Raw genomic sequence first — 16,753 nt, 5'->3', positions numbered from 1 at the left:
CTCGCCCATCATGGGTCCGTCTCCGCTCGCCTCGCGAAGATTGAATCAGACCACCGTAACTACTGCAAGGCCGAGTTTTTCAACACAATCGGGCGTGAGCGGACGTCCGTGGCTGGAGCTTCGGCCAGGGTATCGCGGCTTGGCTCGTCGTGACGATCGGCCGAAACCTCGGGGCCAAGCGTGACCACGGCCTAGGACATCTCCGCCGCGCCCTGCCGTAACCGGCCGCGGCCCGAATTGGCGCAGTCTCACCGCTTTTCCGACCAACTTGAATTATTAACACGTCGCCGAGCCAAGGGTGGCAGGTTCCTTCCCTGACGCATTCCGTGTTTAGGTTAGGAGCAAGATTGGTGAGCTTTTTTGTTCTCATGGCTCAGGCGATCGCAGTGCAGGCGGTCCCAACCACGATCTACCCACAGGGGCCGAAGACGTTCAACGAACAGTTTTCGACGTGGAACGCTGGCCCCGACGCGACGGACCAGGTGACCCCACTCCATCGCTGGCGGACGATTGACAAGAGCGGCAGTGCGTCGATGTTCAACCACGCCACATTGGTCAGCGATGCCGCGTTCAGCCTTCAGCCTGGCCCCTACCTCGCCATCACGGCGACCAAGGGAGCGGACGGTCAGTGGCGGAGTGGATATGCCTCGACCAAGTTCAGCTTCAAACAGTTGCGCGGCTATTTCGAGTTCGACGCCAATCTGCCGGTCTGCACAAAGGGTGCATGGCCCGGCTTGTGGATGTTGCCGACCGAAGCCTCGTTCCTCTGGCCGCGGTACGGCGAGATCGATCTGGCCGAAACCGTCGGCGACGGAAGGATCTATCAAACGATCCATAGCATCGTGCTCGGCACGCCAGGTTCGTTTGCCTCGTCTGCTCCATGCACACGAGGCTGGCATACCTACGGTGTCCTGTGGCGCAAAAGCACGATCAGCTTTTATGTGGATCGCAAGCTGACGAACACGGTCGCGACCCCGGCTGACTTCACCAGCCCGATGTACCTGATCATGGATCTGGCCATGGGGGGCGCATGGGCAGGCACTCCGACCGTGACTCGTGAAAGCATGCTTGTTCGCCGGGTTAGCGCCTGGGGTGAGCAGTAACGCCTCTCGCGCCCGGTCACGCAAAGCACTGATCAAGCGCGCTGCTTCCTTGTGACAGGGTCAATCTGGGCGAGAACGAGACGGATGAAAGGGAACGGGCAGCACAATCGCCGGGTTCAAGTGCCGGACTTGCTCTGCACTGCCAGCGCGAGGCCATCCTAGCTGAGGACTGCTGATGCCCGTCACCGACATCGCCACCCGCGTTTACAATCATGGGTGGCGGCTCGATCCGGTGGTGCGCAGCCTGCTCGACACCGATTTCTACAAGCTTCTGATGCTGCAGATGATCCGGCATCTACACCCTGAGGTTCGAACCACGTTCTCCCTCATCAATCGCAGCACGTCGGTTCGGCTTGCAGAGGTGATCGACGAGGCGGAGCTGCGCGAGCAGCTGGATCATGCGCGCACGGTGCGCTTTTCACAGCGCGAGCTGATCTGGCTTGCCGGCAACAGCTTCTATGGCAAGCAGCGGATGTTCGCCCCTGATTTCATCGATTGGCTCGCCGACTTCCAGCTGCCGGCCTACAAGTTGGGCAAGAGCGAAGGGCAATATGAGCTGACCTTTGAAGGGCCGTGGACACACAGCTCGATGTGGGAGATCCCTGCGCTCGCTATCGTCAACGAATTGCGTTCGCGCGCGGCACTCAAGGGCAAAGGGCGTTTCGAGCTCGACATCTTATATGCCCGCGCAAAAGCCAAGCTGTGGGAGAAGGTGGAGCGCCTTCGCGAGCTTCCGGACCTCGTCATCTCAGATTTCGGCACTCGCCGGCGCCACGGGTTTCTCTGGCAGCGATGGTGCGTCGAAGCGCTCAAGGAAGGGCTCGGCTCCCGATTTGTGGGCACGTCCAACGTCCTGCTCGCGATGGACAATGACCTGGAGGCTATTGGCACCAACGCACACGAACTGCCGATGGTGCTGGCAGCGCTGGCGGAGGATGACGCAGGTGTCGCGGCTGCGCCCTATCGTGTTCTGGAGGAATGGCGAGCCCACTATGATGGCAACTTGCTGGTCGCGCTCCCGGACGCGTTCGGGACGGCCGCGTTCCTGCGCGGTGCGCCCGACTGGCTCGCGGACTGGACCGGCGTTCGGCCGGATTCGCTGCCCGCGATCGAAGGTGGCGAGCAGATCATAGGCTGGTGGAAGGAGCGGGGGCGTGATCCCCAAACCAAGCTGCTGATCTTTTCCGACGGAATGGACGTCGACAGCATCGAGGCCACCTACCGCCATTTTGATGGGCGCGTCAGGATGAGCTTTGGCTGGGGGACCAACCTCACCAACGACTTCCGCGGCTGCGACCCGGCGGGCGGGCACGAACTCGAACCGATCTCCCTCGTCGCCAAGGTCACCAGCGCAAACGGGCGCCCAGCCGTGAAGCTGTCCGACAATCCGGCAAAGGCGACAGGTCTGCCGTCGGAGATCGAACGTTACCGCCGCATCTTCGGGCAAGAAGGTCAGATGCCTCAAGCCGTGCGGGTCTGATCACCACGGCCCATAACCGGGCGCCGCCGCCCGCTCAGATGCCGAAGCGAAGGGTCGCGCGCAGGTCGCGACCCGCGAGCGGGGCAAAGTCCTTGAGAAAGCTCGAAGCACGCCGGGCAGTCACGTCGAAAATGTTGTTCGCGCTAAGCACCAGCTGAGTTTTGCTGCTGCGGCCAAAGGGCGACAGGCTCACGCTGGCATTGACCATGGTGTAGCCGTCTGTGGGCGTTTCGAATGCAGCAATCCGGTTCTGCTCGAATACATGCTCCACCTCGGCACGCGCGGTGAACTTGTCGCCTTGCGCCTCAAAGCCGCCCAGCACGCGGGGTGCGGGGATGCGCGGCACCGGGCTGACGTCGACGATGTTCGCGTGGACATAATCCCCGAGAATGTCGGCGTTGATGCGCGTGGCGCCTAGCGTGAACAGGGAAGCGGAGAGATCGGCTTCGAAACCATAATAGCGCGCCTTGCCCTGCTGGTATTGGAAGCAGGGTAGATCCACCGCGCGACCGGCTGCGCCGTAACGTGCCGCGCCCGCCTCGCAAACGAAGGCGTCGGCCTGGTTCTCCGAAATATAGTTGGTGAACCAGTTGTAATAGGCTGACGCGTCGAGGTTCAGTCGGCTGGTGTGGGCGTGAAAGGTCGCCTCCAGGCCCCAGCTCTTTTCCAAGCGGAAGTTCGGGTTGCCAAGCTCATACGCCTGCGTTCCGGCGTGGCCGCCATTGGCAAAGAGCTCTTCGGCTGATGGCGCGCGCTCCGTGCGGGACCCGTTCAGGCCGACACGGATGTTGTCGCCGATGCCAAAGGATCCGCCGAGCGAGCCTGACAGGGCGCTAAAGCTACGCCGGCCGATGAAGAAGCGGGAATCGGGGTCGTTCTTGGCGGTCAGGTCAGTCCACTCGTAACGCAAGCCGCCCTCCGCCTTGAAGGAGCCAAAGTCGAACTGCTGGACGGTGAACAGGCCAGTCTGGTTGGTTTCGTTGCGCGGCAGGAACGCTTCCTCGCCTTCCACATCAAACAGCCTGTTGAGATACTGAACCCCCGACGCGCCGCTCCATGCGCCCTGGCGAGCCTGGACGATCTCCAGCCGGCCTTCCGTTCCATTGTTGTAGAAGGCTGTTCCGACCGAGCCGTCCTTTTCCAGTTCGAAATGTCGATAGGTGGCATGGCCGACACGCACCCGGATGCGATCCACGAAACCGCCGCCGGCTTCGACTTCACCGCGGAGATCCACCCGGTTCTGGGCCACGTCCAGGCGCGGCGCCTCCTGCTCCTGTCCGACCGCGGTCGCATAGCGGACGGGGATGCCATACACGCCGTCATAATGGCTGTAGCTGACGCCGAGCGAACCCGTGTCGGTGACGACGCTTGCACCCACGCCCGCCGTCCAGATTTCAGATGAACTATTGGGCAGCTTACCCCTGATCGCCGCCGAAGCGGCAAAATCGATCGGCTCCTCACTGTCCTGCGGCAGGCCGACCTGGCTCAGCGCCGCCCTGCGCGCGGCAGGCGACAAGGCGTAACCGCCGATACGGAGGTCGTCGGTCTTCAGGTACGATCCATCGGCATGCAGTACCAGATGCTGGCCAACCGCAACGTCGCCTGCGCCGGAGATCGAACGCTCATTCGCGGCCGAACCATAGTTCGCAATGCCGTTCAGGCGATAGCCATTCGTGGGTGCGGAGCGCGGGATGCGGGTATCCACGACGTTGACCACGCCGCCCACCGCTGAAGAGCCAAACAGGAGGGCGGAGGGGCCGCGCAGCACCTCGACGCGCTCCGCCAGCAGCGGGTTGATCACCACGGCATGGTCGACGGAGGTATTGGACACGTCGATCGAGCCGATCCCGTCGGTAAGGATGCGGATGCGCTCACCTTGAAAGCCGCGCAGGATGGGCCGCGAAGCGGTTGGGCCAAATGATGTGGCCGACACGCCGGGCAGTCGCGCCAGTGTTTCACCGATCGACGGACGAAGACTGCGCGTCAGCGCTTCCCCGGTCAGAACGGACGTGCCCTGCAGGACGTCGCGTTCGCTCTGTTGCAAGGGTGCCGTGACGATGACCTCCGGCGCAGCCGAGGAGGTCGGCCCCGCCGCGCCAGCTGCGTTCTGGTCCGTGTTGATGGCTTCAATACCGCCGGAGGCCGACTGGGCTACCGCAGGAGTAGCGACGGCAAGGACGAACAGGCTTGCGCCAGCGGCGAAGAACTTGGTCATTCCGTTTCCCTCAACCTCAGGCCGCCCGCCTATTCGTCATGTGTTGTTATATCAACCCAGTTCGTGATGCCGCGATGGCGCTTTCCTGCCGCCGGGACGACGCCATCGCGCGGCAACTTCGATGCGATCGAGGAGGTGATGGCCGAGACAGAGCAGCGCGCTGCCACTGCTCGCGACCGGGAAGGCCGCTACGGCCAGCACGAAAGGCAGCCGAGGAATGGTGGCGCCGGGCAAGCTCGGCAAGCGACCAAATCGCAACGCATGTGGCCACCAGCGCGGCCAGCCCACTTAGCCGCAGCCCAAGGTCCAGCGCCCATTTTCCACGGTCGATCCGCATGCCACATCCTCCGACGTGGCAGTTCAGCTATCGCCCATTCCATAGCATTGCGAGATCGTTTGCGACGTTTCGCATAGCGCGCCCATAGCGCGGCGCGGCTAGCCGTCGGTTCTCAGTCGGTAACCGACCCCTAGTTCATTGGCGATGAGGCTGCCGACGGGGCCGGGCACTTCCAGTTTCTGGCGCAGGTTGCGGACCACGATGCGCATATATTCGATGCGGGCGTCCTCGTAACCGCCCCAGGCTGCCGCCAGGATGCGTTCGTGCGTGACCACGCGCCCGGCGTGGTGCGCCAGTATAGAAAGTACGTCATGTTCTTTGCGGGTGAGATGCACCTCCTCGTCGCCGCGGTGCACGGTCCGGCGGTCTAGGTCGATGACCAGGTTCCCCCTCGTCACCACTTTCGGAGTGCCGCCCGAACTGGCGCGATGGCGAAGCGCAACGCGCAAGCGGGCCAGAAGCTCGTCGGTGTCGAAGGGCTTGGTCAAGTAATCGTCCGCGCCGAGGTCAAGCGCCGCCACCTTTTCGTCCGTCGCTTCGCGGGCTGAGACGACCAGCAAAACACTGCCCTCGGCGGCCCGCAGAAGTGGGATCAGCCCAAGCCCGTCACGATCGGGCAGTCCCAAGTCCAGCAGGACGGCGCCGGGATGGTGGGCCGCTGCCTGGGCCAGCGCCTCACGGCCGTTGACCGCTTCGACCACGGCATAGCCCGCTTGTTCGAGCGTGCGGCGAAGCAGGCGGCGGATGGCCCCGTCATCGTCCACGACCAGGATCGTTGCCGGCATCGCTCAGGTCACGCTTTGCCGTGCGATGTCACGCACGATCAGGGCAGGGGGGAACACCAGCGTGAACTCCGCGCCGCTGCCGTCGGGGCGATTGCGAGCTTCAACGGTCATGTTCATGGCTTCGGCAAAGGCCTTCACGATGGCAAGCCCGAGGCCGGTGCCGCCAGCGACACGGTCAGATCCCTCCAGCCGGCGAAAGGTCTCGAACACCTCGGCTTCGCGACCGGCTGGAAGGCCCGGCCCATGATCGCGGACGGACAGACGCAGCTGGCCATATTGGTGGGTGCCCACGACGACCACCTCCGTTCCCGGATTGCCGTATCGCCCGGCATTGTCGAGCAGGTTCAGCAGGCAATGGTGGAGCAGTTGCGGGTCGGCGCGGACCAGGGGCAGGTCGGGGGGGACGTCAAGCCGGACCGGGTGACCTTCCAGCGCGCGACGGGCGTCATGGGCGGCTCCCGTCACGGCGTCGCTGAGGTCGATCGCGTCGACGTGGAGATTGAGCGCGCCTGCCTCCACTCGCGCCATGTCGAGCAGGTTCGCAACGAACCGGTTCAAGCGGGCAGCCTCGTTCTCCACGATGGCGATCAGCTCTGGCGTGGCGCCATGATGCAGCTGCGCCGCAGCCGCCATGACCGCCGTCAGCGGCGTGCGCAGGTCGTGGCTGACCGAGGACAACAGCGCCTGGCGCAACCTGTCGCGGGTCCTAACCGCGTCCAGGTCGCGCATCTCTACCTCAAGTCGCAGCCGTTCCAGCACCAGCGCGGCCTGGTCGAGGAGGCTGGCGAGGAGGGGGAGTTGGTCCGCGCGGACCGGGTCGCCGGCCCCTTCATGCGCGATGCCGAGCACCGCCAGCGTCCGCCCGCCCGCCTTCATCGGCTGGAACAACCATTCGGAGGCCGCCAGCGTCCCCGATCCCTTGCCCGCGGCGGTGCCGGTGTCCATCGCCCAGTTCGCGGCGGCGAGGTCCATGGTTTCCAGCCGGTAGTCGGCCCTTGTTGCGGCTTGCACGTCCAGCCCGGCGCCCGGCTGCGGCGTCAGCAGCACAGCCTGCACCTCGAGGAGGCGGCCGACGTCGTCGCAGATGATGCGTGCCGCCTCGGCCGGATCGTTGACGGCGGTCAACTGATGCAAGAACCCTGCAAGTGTTGCATTCGCGCGCGCGCTGGTCGCGGCGATGTCTGCCTGCGCCCGCACACGCGCGGTGAGCTGACTGGTTGCGATCGCCACACCAAGAAGAACAAAGACCGACACCAGGTTTTCGGGATTGCTGACGGTCAGTGTTCCCGTCGGCGGCAAAAAGAAGAAGTTATAGGCAAGGCTGGATGCAAGGCCCGCGAACAACCCCGTGCGCAGCCCATAAAGGCTCGCCGCCGCCATGACCGGCAACAGGTACAGAAGCGCGACGTTGCCCAGGTCGAGAACATGGAACAGCGCGCTGGCGAGCGCGGTGATCAGCGCCACGCCGCCAAGGGTCAGGGCATAGCCCATCGGACTGCCCCAGCCGCGCGTTGCCGACGGCATCTTCATGGCCGGCAATGCGCCGCCCTCCACGGGCAAGACGTGGACCGTGACGCCAGGCGTTTCGCGCACCAGTTGGTCGACCACCGATCCGTGGCGCAGCTCGAACCAGCGCGAGCGTTTGGACTTGCCGAGGATCAATTGCGTCGCGCGTGCGTCGGTCAGGAAATCGCGGATGCCGTCCACCACCGATGCCGCCGGCACCGTGGCCACCGCGGCGCCGAGCTGCGTAGCCAGCGTCATCGCGGCGGCAACACGGGCGTGCTGGTCATCACTGAAATGCGCAGTGCGGGGCGTTTCGATGAAAAGAGCGGTCCAGGGCGCCCGCAAGGCATCGGCCACCCGTTTTGCGGCGCGAACAAGCCCCTCCGCGCCGGGCACCTCCGACACGGCGACCACGATGCGGTCGCTGCCCGCCCAGGTGCCCCCGACGCCGATTGCGCGGACATGCTCCAGCATCTGGGCGTCCACCGCCTGCGCGGCACGGCGCAGCGCCAGTTCCCGCAGCGCGGACAGATTAGGCTTGGAGAAGAAGTGGTTGAGCGCGCGTGTCGCTTCCTGCGGAAGGTAGACCTTGCCGGCCTTCAGGCGATCGATCAGTTCATCGGGCGGAATATCGACGACCTCGATCTCCGCCATTTCCAGGATGCTGTCGGGTACCGTTTCGCGCACGCGAACACGCGTGAAGCTCGCGACAACGTCGTTCAGGCTTTCGACGTGCTGGATGTTGACGGTGGAATAGACGTCGATCCCGGCCGCCAGCAGTTCCTCGACGTCCTGATAGCGCTTGGGATGGCGACTGCCCGGCGCATTCGTGTGCGCAAGCTCATCCACCAGCGCCAGGCGAGGGCGGCGGGCGAGCAAAGCATCGAGATCCATCTCGTATAGCGTCCTGCCCTCATACGGCACGGCGCGGCGCTCGATCACCTCATGCCCGCGGACCAGCGCTTCGGTCTCGGTGCGGCCATGGGTCTCGACGACGCCGATCACCACATCGACGCCGTCGCGGCGTCGCGCCGCTCCCTCCGACAGCATCTCGAACGTCTTGCCGACACCGGGAGCCGCACCGAGGAAGATCTTCAAACGGCCGCGGCCCTCCTGCGCGGCGGCGCGCAGAAGGGCGTCGGGGTCGGGCCGCTCGTCGCCGCCAGCTGGGCCGGTCGCCGCCATCAGGGGCGCAGGGCGTCCAGCGCGCGGTTGAGGGCGAGCACGTTGACGTGCGGGTCGCCCATAAACCCCAATGTCGGTTGCTCGACATGCGCGGCGACCAACTGGCGAACGCGTGCTTCGGGCAGGCCACGGGTTTGGGCCACGCGGGGCGCCTGGGCCAGCGCAGCGGCTGGCGACAGGTCGGGGTCGAGCCCCGACCCGCTCGCGGTGACGAGGTCGGCAGGGACGATGCCCACGCCTTCGCCATGGCGACGGGCGACATCGGCCTTCACGCGCTCGACCAGCACGCTTGAGGTTGGTCCAAGGTTCGATCCTGCCGACGCGAACCCGTCATAGCCCTTGCCAGCCGCGGACGGACGGGTCTGGAAATAGCGGTCGGTCGTGAAGGCCTGGCCCTGAACGCCCGAGCCGATCACGACGCCCTTGCTGTCGCGAATCAGGCTGCCGTTCGCCTGTCCGGGGAAGACCATCTGGCTGATCCCGGTAATGGCGAGCGGGTAAGCGATGCCGAGCAGCAGGGCGAACAGCACCGTCATCACCAGCGCGGGACGAAGAGAGGAGGAAAGCGAGTTCATGTTGGTAACTCCTCAGGCCAGCCCGGCCGCGTTGATGACGAGGTCGATCAGCTTGATCCCAATAAACGGTGCGACCAGCCCGCCCAAGCCATAGATCAGCAGATTGCGACGCAGCAGCGGCCCCGCACCCATCGGGCGATAGGCAACGCCCTTCAGCGCTAGCGGCACCAGCGCCGGAATGATCAGCGCATTGAAGATGATCGCCGACAGGATGGCGCTGTTCGGGCTGCCCAGTGCCATAACGTTGAGCACCGACAAGCCGGGATAGAGCACCACGAACATCGCCGGGATGATCGCGAAATACTTGGCGACATCGTTGGCGACCGAGAAGGTGGTCAGTGCGCCGCGGGTCATCAGCAGCTGCTTGCCCAGGCCCACCACCTCAATCAGCTTGGTGGGGTCGCTGTCCAGGTCCACCATGTTGCCCGCCTCCCGCGCGGCCTGGGTGCCGGTATTCATGGCAACGCCGACATCGGCCTGGGCAAGGGCAGGGGCGTCGTTGGTGCCATCGCCACACATCGCTACCAGCTTGCCGCCCGCCTGTTCCTGGCGGATCAGCGCCAGCTTGTCCTCTGGCGTCGTCTGGGCGAGGAAGTCGTCCACGCCCGCTTCGGCAGCGATTGCGGCGGCGGTCAGCGGGTTGTCGCCGGTGATCATCACCGTGCGGATGCCCATCTGGCGTAGCTCCCCGAAGCGCTCGCGGATGCCGGCCTTGACCACGTCTTTCAGGAAGGTGGCGCCGAGCAGCCTGCCGTCCTTGGCAACGGCCAGCGGGGTGCCGCCAGCGCGTGCGATCTCGTCAGTGATGCGCCGCAGCTCGGTCGCGGCGGCGGTTTCGCCCGTGCCGGGGTTCGCCCGCAAGATCGAGTCCACCGCGCCCTTTTGGATCAGCGTCGTGTCGAACCGGATGCCGGACACGCGCGTCTGCGCGGTGAAGGGGATCACCTCCGCCCCGGTCGGCAGCGGACGTTGCAGGTCGAAAAGGTCGCGGGCGAGCGCCACGATCGAGCGGCCCTCCGGCGTCTCGTCGGCGAGGCTGGCGAGCAGCGCCGCCTCGGCAAGCTCCGCCTCGGTGGTGCCGCCAACGGCGCGGAACTCGGACGCCTGGCGGTCACCGATCGTGATGGTGCCCGTCTTGTCGAGAAGCAGCACGTCGACGTCGCCCGCCGCTTCCACCGCGCGGCCGGACTTGGCGAGCACGTTAAATCGCACCAGCCGGTCCATGCCCGCGATCCCGATTGCCGACAGCAGGGCGGCGATGGTGGTCGGAATCAGCGTGATCAGCAGGGCGGACAACACCACCACCGGGATCGCCCCGCCCGCATAATGAGCAAAGGCGGGTACGGTGCCGACGGCGATCAGGAAGATGATCGTCAGGCCGACCAGCAGGATCGTCAGCGCGACCTCATTGGGCGTTTTCTGTCGTTCGGCACCCTCGACCAGCGCGATCATGCGATCGAGAAAGCCCTGGCCCGGATCAGCGGTGACGCGCACCGTGATCTGGTCGGAGATGACGCGGGTGCCCGCGGTCACGGCCGACCGGTCGCCGCCTGCTTCGCGGATCACGGGTGCGGACTCACCCGTTATCGCGGCTTCGTTGACGGACGCGACGCCCTCGACCACCTCGCCGTCCGCGGGGATCAGGTCGCCCGTTCCGACCAGCACCAGTTCGCCGGCGCGCAACTGGCTCGCCGCGACCTGGTCGGTTCGGCCGTTCTTCAACCGCTTGGCGGTAAGTTCGGCCTTGGTGGCGCGCAGCGATGCCGCCTGCGCCTTGCCGCGCCCCTCCGCCAGTGCCTCGGCAAAGGTACCGAACAGCACCGTCAGCCAAAGCCAGATTACCAGCTGGATCTTGAATCCGCCCGACAGCCCGTCGCCCCCGCTGTTGAGGAGGAGCGTCAGCAGCAGTGCGACGCATGCGGTGACGAACATCACCGGATTGCGCACGAGCTGGCGCGGGTCGAGTTTCAGGAAGGATGCCTTGATCGCCGGGACCATCAGGTCGGCCGTGAACAGGCTCTTGGCTTGTGTGTCTGCCATGGGGCGTCCCGATCAGAAAAGCTGGCCGCGGATCATGCTGAGATGATCGGCGATGGGACCGAGCGCGAGGCTCGGCAGGAAGGTGAGGCCGCCCAGGATCAGGATGATCCCGATCAGCAGGCCGATCCACAGGCCGCCCGTGGTGGGAAAGGAACCTGCGCTGGCCGGCGTGTGCTTCTTTGCGGCAAGCGAGCCGGCGATCGCCAGCATCGGCACGATCACGAACAAGCGGCCGAGCCACATCGCGACCCCCAGCAGCCCGTTGTAGAAGGGGGTGCCCGCGGTCAGCCCCGCAAAGGCCGATCCGTTGTTTCCGACCGAACTGGTAAAGGCGTAAAGGATCTCCGAAAAGCCATGCGGTCCGTTGTTGAGCGGCCCCGCAAGACCCGCCGGCACTACCGACGCGACCGCCGTTCCGCCGAGAATGATCAGCGGCAGCACCGCGATGGCCAGCACGGCGAGCTTCACCTCCCGCGCTTCGATCTTCTTGCCGACATATTCGGGCGTGCGGCCGACCATCAGCCCAGCGACGAACACCGCCAGGATTGCGAACAGCAGGAAGCCATAGATGCCGGCGCCGACGCCGCCGACCACCACTTCGCCTAATTGCATGTTGAACAGGGGCACCAAACCGCCGAGCGGGGTGAAGCTGTCGAGCATGGCGTTGACGGCGCCGCACGATGCGGCCGTGGTCACGACGGAGAAGAGGGCGGACGCAGCGATGCCGAAGCGCACCTCCTTGCCCTCCATGTTGCCACCGGGCACGCCCAACTGGTGGAGCACCGGATTACCGGTAGCCTCCGCGCCATAGGCGACGGTAACGCCAACCAGGAACAGGACGATCATGGCCGACAGGATGGCCCAGCCCTGGCGCGTGTTGCCCACAGCCTTGCCGAACAGCCAGGTCAGGCCAAAGCCGATCGTGAAGATCGACAGCATCTGGAGAAGGTTGGTCCAGTCGCTCGGGTTCTCGAAAGGATGGGCCGAATTGCCATTGTAGAAGCCGCCGCCATTGGTGCCGAGCATCTTGATCGCTTCCTGGCTAGCGACGGGGCCCAGCGCGATCGTTTGCTGCGCGCCCTCCAGCGTCGTGGCGGTGACTTGCTGTGTCAGCGTTTGCGGAACGCCGCCGGCGATCAGCACAAGGGCGTAGACCACGCAAATCGGCAACAACAAGTACAAGGTCACGCGCGTCAGGTCGGCCCAGAAATTGCCGATCGTTCCGCTCTCCCGTCGTGCGAAGCCACGAAAGAGCGCGAACGCGAGCGAGATGCCGACGGCTGCAGACAGGAAGTTGTGGATCGCCAGTCCCAACATCTGGGACAGGTTCGACATCGCTGCCTCGCCAGAATACCACTGCCAGTTGGTATTCGTCGCGAAGCTGATCGCAGTATTGAACGCGCCATCTGGCCCGATGCCGGCGAGGCCCGGGGTGTTCAGCGGCAGAAACGCCTGCAGCCGCAGCACGGCATAGGTGAACAACGTCGTCACCGCGCTGAAGATCAGCATGTGGATAGCGTAGCCGCGCCAGCTCTGTTCGCGGTCGGGGTCGATGCCCGACAGGCGATAAAAGCCGCGCTCGACCGGGCCGAGCGCCAGATGAAGCGGCGTGCGGCGGCCCTCGTAGAGCGCGTGGAGCCAAAGCCCCATGGGTTTGGTCAACGCCAGCAGAATGCCGAGAAAGGCCGCGATCAGCAGCCAACCTTGGATGGTCATCGAAACGCTCCCTTCAGAAGCGCTCGGGACGGATCAGCACCGCCACGAGATAGATAAGGAGACCGAGTGCGGTCAGCGCGGCAAGCCAAAGGTCGATAGTCATCGCGTCAGGCCTTTTCACACAGGCGGACATAAGCGAGCGTCAGCGCGACCAGGCCCAGCATGATCGCGAGCCAGAGGAGGTCCTGCATCGGAGTTCCCCCTCAGAAGGCCGCTGTCAGTGAGGCGAGCACGGTGCTGCCGGCGATGGAGCCGGTTCCGTCCTGGCCCTTGCTGAAGCTGGGCTGGAGATAGGCCGCGCCGCGGCGCGAGATGTCCGTGTCGACGTAGGACAGGTTCAGCGTCAGGTTTCTGTAGGTCGCATCAGCGCCGAGCGACCAATCCCAATAGCTGCCCGTCGGCGATACGGCGGTGGCGTTCGGGCCGAGGCCGTCCTGCCCCCAACTATGCCCCACATGCGCTTTCGCCGTCAGCGGTGTGCCCGCCACCCCGACTGCGCCGTCGCCCCACAGATATAGATTGTCGTCCTTCGCGCCCGGGCGATTATAGATGCCGGCCGCCGCGTCCGCGCCGCTGTTGTACCATCTGCCGGTCGCCTGCTGCTTGGGCGCGTATGCGACGCCTGCAGTCAGCGTGGCGGGGCCGGCCGTGCCGGTGAGCTTGGCATAGTGTTCTGCAAAGTCGGTCTTGTCCGCCCCGCCCGGATAAACATACCAGGTCAGGCCGACATCAAGCGTGGCGTTGTCGGCGAGCTTGGCCTTGTACCCACCGATCAGGTCGAGTTCCATGTTGGAGCCGCCAAACGTGCCCCAGCCCGCGAGGTTGGACGCCCAGGTGCCGACGTAGAGTCCACTCTCGTGCGCGACCGTAATGCCGCCTTGGACAGCCATCTGCCGGTCCGACTGCGACACGCCGCGGAAGCGGTAGTCGGACGCGATCGTTGCCGATCCGCTGACCGTGACCACGGGCGGCGGCGCGGTGTTACCCTCCGCCGCCGCTTGCGCGTGGGCCGTGGCCGGCATTGCCAGAGCGGCCAGTGCCGCCATTGGCCAGATATGCTTCATGTACGCCCCCGAACTGCGTGGCGCAGCCCGGGAACGGGTGCGCCTTCAAGCGCAGCCGATTAGGCGCACGCCGAGTAGCAATTCGAGATCGAACGAAGCCTTTCGCATATAGCTGGCATATAGTTGCCGGCCGCGGGTCAGTTCACCGACGCGGGTTTGCTGTGCCCGAGAAGGTGCCGCCCCACCAGGTCGAGCAGCGCCAGCACCAACACGGAAAGCCCGAACAGCGGCAGCAGCAAGCCGGCGATCACGACGGCCACTACCAGTCCGCGGCGGTGAGCGCCACTGCCCGGCGGCGGCGCGCCCAGCGCGCCGGCGGGGCGCCGCCGCAGCCAGGTCAGCACGCCCAGGACGCTGGTGGCGATCAAGGCGATCGCGGTAAAAAGGCCGAGCAACTGGTTGGCCCAGCCGAACAGCTGGCCCTCGTGCCAGGCGACGCCCGTATTCACCACGCGGTCAACCACGGGCTGGTCCGCAAAGTCCTTGCGCCCGACCAGCGCGCCAGTGGCGGGATTGTAGGTCACCTGGCGGTCGAGCGGGCGGTTCTGCGCCTCGGACTTAACCGTCCAGACGTCACCCGTTGGCGGGCCGAAGCGCTGCGGCGCGTGTGGCGGCAGGACCAGCACGGGAAAGGCCATGCGCTCGCCCTGTGCCCGTGCGACGAACGCTGACAAGGGCAGGCCCTGCGTCGTGGACGGGTGCATTGCCGAGGCAGCCTGCATAGCGCCGTGATGCCCGGCATGCGGGTCGGCCACGCCCACTTTCCAGTCCTGCGTGCCCTGGAGCGTGCCAAGTTCGGTGCGAACGATACGAAGGGCGGTGCCCCACACCCCCGCCCACGGCAGGCCGCTGACCAGCATTAACAGGACCAGCCCGGCGATCCAGAAGCCGGTGACGCGATGCAGGTCCTTCAGCAACGGTCGCCCCCTCAGGCGCAACCGCGGCCAGAGCGTGCCCGCCGCCCGGAACGGTCGCGGCCACCACAGGTATAGCCCGCTCAGTAGCAGAACGATGGTCCAACTGGCCGCAAGTTCGACCAGCCAATCCCCCCAGCGGCCAAGCAGCAGCGACCCGTGGATCCGCGACACCGTGTCCGACAGCCGCGTTGCCGGATCGAGCGTGCCTAGCACTGATCCTGCCGGCGCGACAAACACCTGGCGTGTTGCCCCGTCCGGCCGCGTGACCTGTACCATGGCCGCGTCGCCGGCCCGTTCGGGCAGGCGATAGGCGTCGAAACGTGCGCCGGATTCTGTCGCCATTACCGCCGCGAGTTGTTGGTCGGCGGACATCGCGCCGGCCGTCGGCAGATTTTGAAAAGCCCGTTCCTCCCAACGGTCGATCTGCGGCTTGAACAAGTAGATCGATCCCGTCACCGACAGGGCGAGGATGAAGGGCAACACAAACAGCCCGGCGTAGAAGTGCCAGCGCCACAGCGTGCGATACAGGCCCGGATCGGCCGGGGCCGGCGGTCGGAACGCCGGGTCGGACGCGGTAGCGCCCGGTGAACTGGTCAAGGGTCTTCTCCCAGGAAGACGGGGCCACGCGAATCAAGCGCGGGCGGGGAGGGCGCGGGGCGTCCGGAGTTGCAAAAGGCTGAGGCGGTCGAGCGCACAGCCGGTCAGGCGAGCGGAGGTGGCCCTCGCAACGGTGGCCTTAGATGACCGATCGAGGCTGCAGAAGGTGTCGGGGGCTTGCCTGCGGACATGATGCCCGGCCAGGCGATGACCGCACCTGGTTGCAAAAGCTCCGGAGGCGCGACCATGGCCAGCGCCAGATCAGCGAAGGCGCAACCGCCCGGCGGTTGAGGCGCGTCGTCCCGGTGATGGTTCATCGTCGCCATGCCGGGACGGGCTGTGGCGGTCGTATCGCTACTCCATCCCGGGCAGATCGTCAGGGTTGGGCCGCCATCCTCCAGAACGGGCATGAACCCCGCAGGAACTGCCAGCCGCAGCAACAATGCGCCGAACAGGATGGCAACGGCCAGCAGTCGGCACCGGGTCAGGGCGGAACGGGTCAACTGCACGGGAACGGCCTTACCGCTTCGTCGCCCCGCTGTCATTCAATGCGACAAACGGGACGCACCAGAACGACCCGGAGCTCAGGCGCGCTCTTCGGGGTCCCGCCTCAACGTTGCCAATTCGCGATCCACCACCGCCTGCGCGCCGCGAACCACACCCGCCAGATCGGCGTCGGGTCGCATCAGTTGCTGGTGAAAGACGCCTACCGACAAGGTCATGATCAGTTCGGCCGCCATGGCACGGCGGGCTGCGTGTGCCTCGGCAGGCGCAAACAGGCGCAAGGCGGCGAGAATGCGGCGGCGCAGCTCTTCCTGCAGGGAACGAAAGATCGCTGCGATCCGGGTGCTCCGCGTCGATTCGGCCAGGATCTCGGCGAAAAGGCGGGCGTCGTCGGGCTGGTCGCTGGGCTCAACAAACTCGTGCAGCCACGCGCGCGCAGACGCGGCGTCGTCCGCCCGGATCGCAGCATCCAGCGTTTCATACATCATCAGCCGGTTGCAATCTGCCTCCACAAGGGCGGCAACGACGTCCTCCTTGGAGGAAAAATCGCGATAGATCTGGCCAACGGCGATGCCGGACTCCTTGGCAATCTGCGCCATGCCGGTCGCGTGAAAACCTTGTTCCACGAACAACTTGCGTGCTGTGTCTGTTACCTTGCGACGACGCAGCGCAGCCTTGCTGGGTACGTCAATGCAGGTCGGGGGCGCGGCGGCCATTCCATCTCCTTGG

At 65.6% G+C, this 16,753-nt stretch carries 13 protein-coding genes; 2 read left to right on the top strand and 11 right to left on the bottom strand.

Features of this window, described 5'->3' with window-relative positions; translation table 11 throughout:
- Positions 1 to 350: 350 nt before the first annotated feature.
- Together FHS94_RS17350 and pncB are read left to right on the top strand one after the other, a co-directional pair.
- The gene (locus FHS94_RS17350) at positions 351 to 1,103 is read left to right on the top strand and encodes a family 16 glycosylhydrolase (protein WP_184060238.1); all 753 of its coding nucleotides are present in this window, start codon (positions 351 to 353) and stop codon (positions 1,101 to 1,103) included.
- Between the two features lie 175 nt (positions 1,104 to 1,278).
- The gene (pncB, locus tag FHS94_RS17345; protein ID WP_184060236.1) at positions 1,279 to 2,583 is read left to right on the top strand and encodes a nicotinate phosphoribosyltransferase; all 1,305 of its coding nucleotides are present in this window, start codon (positions 1,279 to 1,281) and stop codon (positions 2,581 to 2,583) included.
- A 34-nt stretch (positions 2,584 to 2,617) separates the two neighbouring features.
- On the opposite strand, the gene FHS94_RS17340 is transcribed toward pncB, so the two are convergent.
- The 11 genes from FHS94_RS17340 to FHS94_RS17290 all read right to left on the bottom strand — a co-directional run bounded on the left by FHS94_RS17340 (position 2,618) and on the right by FHS94_RS17290 (position 16,740).
- On the bottom strand, positions 2,618 to 4,798 hold the full coding sequence (locus tag FHS94_RS17340) for a TonB-dependent receptor (RefSeq protein ID WP_184060234.1): 2,181 nt from the start codon (positions 4,796 to 4,798) through the stop codon (positions 2,618 to 2,620).
- Positions 4,799 to 5,233: 435 nt separating this feature from the next.
- The gene (locus tag FHS94_RS17335) at positions 5,234 to 5,920 is read right to left on the bottom strand and encodes a response regulator transcription factor (protein WP_184060232.1); all 687 of its coding nucleotides are present in this window, start codon (positions 5,918 to 5,920) and stop codon (positions 5,234 to 5,236) included.
- 3 nt (positions 5,921 to 5,923) lie between these two features.
- A complete protein-coding gene (locus FHS94_RS17330; RefSeq protein WP_184060230.1) occupies positions 5,924 to 8,611 on the bottom strand; it encodes a sensor histidine kinase in 2,688 nt (895 codons plus the stop codon).
- Entirely contained in the window at positions 8,611 to 9,186 is a 576-nt protein-coding gene (kdpC, locus tag FHS94_RS17325) for a potassium-transporting ATPase subunit KdpC (protein ID WP_184060228.1), read from the bottom strand. Before kdpC ends, FHS94_RS17330 begins: the two co-directional genes overlap by 1 nt.
- A gap of 12 nt (positions 9,187 to 9,198) precedes the next feature.
- Positions 9,199 to 11,226, bottom strand: a complete 2,028-nt coding sequence (gene kdpB, locus FHS94_RS17320; protein WP_184060226.1) for a potassium-transporting ATPase subunit KdpB — start codon at positions 11,224 to 11,226, stop codon at positions 9,199 to 9,201.
- A gap of 12 nt (positions 11,227 to 11,238) precedes the next feature.
- Positions 11,239 to 12,942 (bottom strand): potassium-transporting ATPase subunit KdpA, encoded by a 1,704-nt coding sequence (gene kdpA, locus FHS94_RS17315; protein WP_184060224.1) that lies wholly within the window; start codon positions 12,940 to 12,942, stop codon positions 11,239 to 11,241.
- A 13-nt stretch (positions 12,943 to 12,955) separates the two neighbouring features.
- Positions 12,956 to 13,045: a K(+)-transporting ATPase subunit F gene (kdpF, locus tag FHS94_RS17310; RefSeq protein WP_184060222.1), complete on the bottom strand. Its 90-nt coding sequence runs from the start codon at positions 13,043 to 13,045 to the stop codon at positions 12,956 to 12,958.
- 100 nt (positions 13,046 to 13,145) lie between these two features.
- Positions 13,146 to 14,006, bottom strand: coding sequence for a TorF family putative porin (locus tag FHS94_RS17305; protein ID WP_184060220.1), 861 nt, complete (start codon positions 14,004 to 14,006; stop codon positions 13,146 to 13,148).
- Positions 14,007 to 14,143: 137 nt separating this feature from the next.
- Complete coding sequence (locus FHS94_RS17300) at positions 14,144 to 15,520, bottom strand: PepSY-associated TM helix domain-containing protein (RefSeq protein ID WP_246348778.1); 1,377 nt, start codon at positions 15,518 to 15,520, stop codon at positions 14,144 to 14,146.
- Between the two features lie 104 nt (positions 15,521 to 15,624).
- Positions 15,625 to 16,029, bottom strand: coding sequence for a hypothetical protein (locus tag FHS94_RS17295; protein WP_184060218.1), 405 nt, complete (start codon positions 16,027 to 16,029; stop codon positions 15,625 to 15,627).
- A 75-nt stretch (positions 16,030 to 16,104) separates the two neighbouring features.
- Positions 16,105 to 16,740, bottom strand: a complete 636-nt coding sequence (locus FHS94_RS17290; RefSeq protein WP_184060216.1) for a TetR/AcrR family transcriptional regulator — start codon at positions 16,738 to 16,740, stop codon at positions 16,105 to 16,107.
- Positions 16,741 to 16,753: the final 13 nt, after the last annotated feature.

It is taken from the genome of Sphingomonas aerophila (assembly GCF_014199305.1).
Lineage (GTDB): Bacteria > Pseudomonadota > Alphaproteobacteria > Sphingomonadales > Sphingomonadaceae > Sphingomonas > Sphingomonas aerophila.
This window is presented reverse-complemented; position numbering and strand designations above follow the sequence as displayed.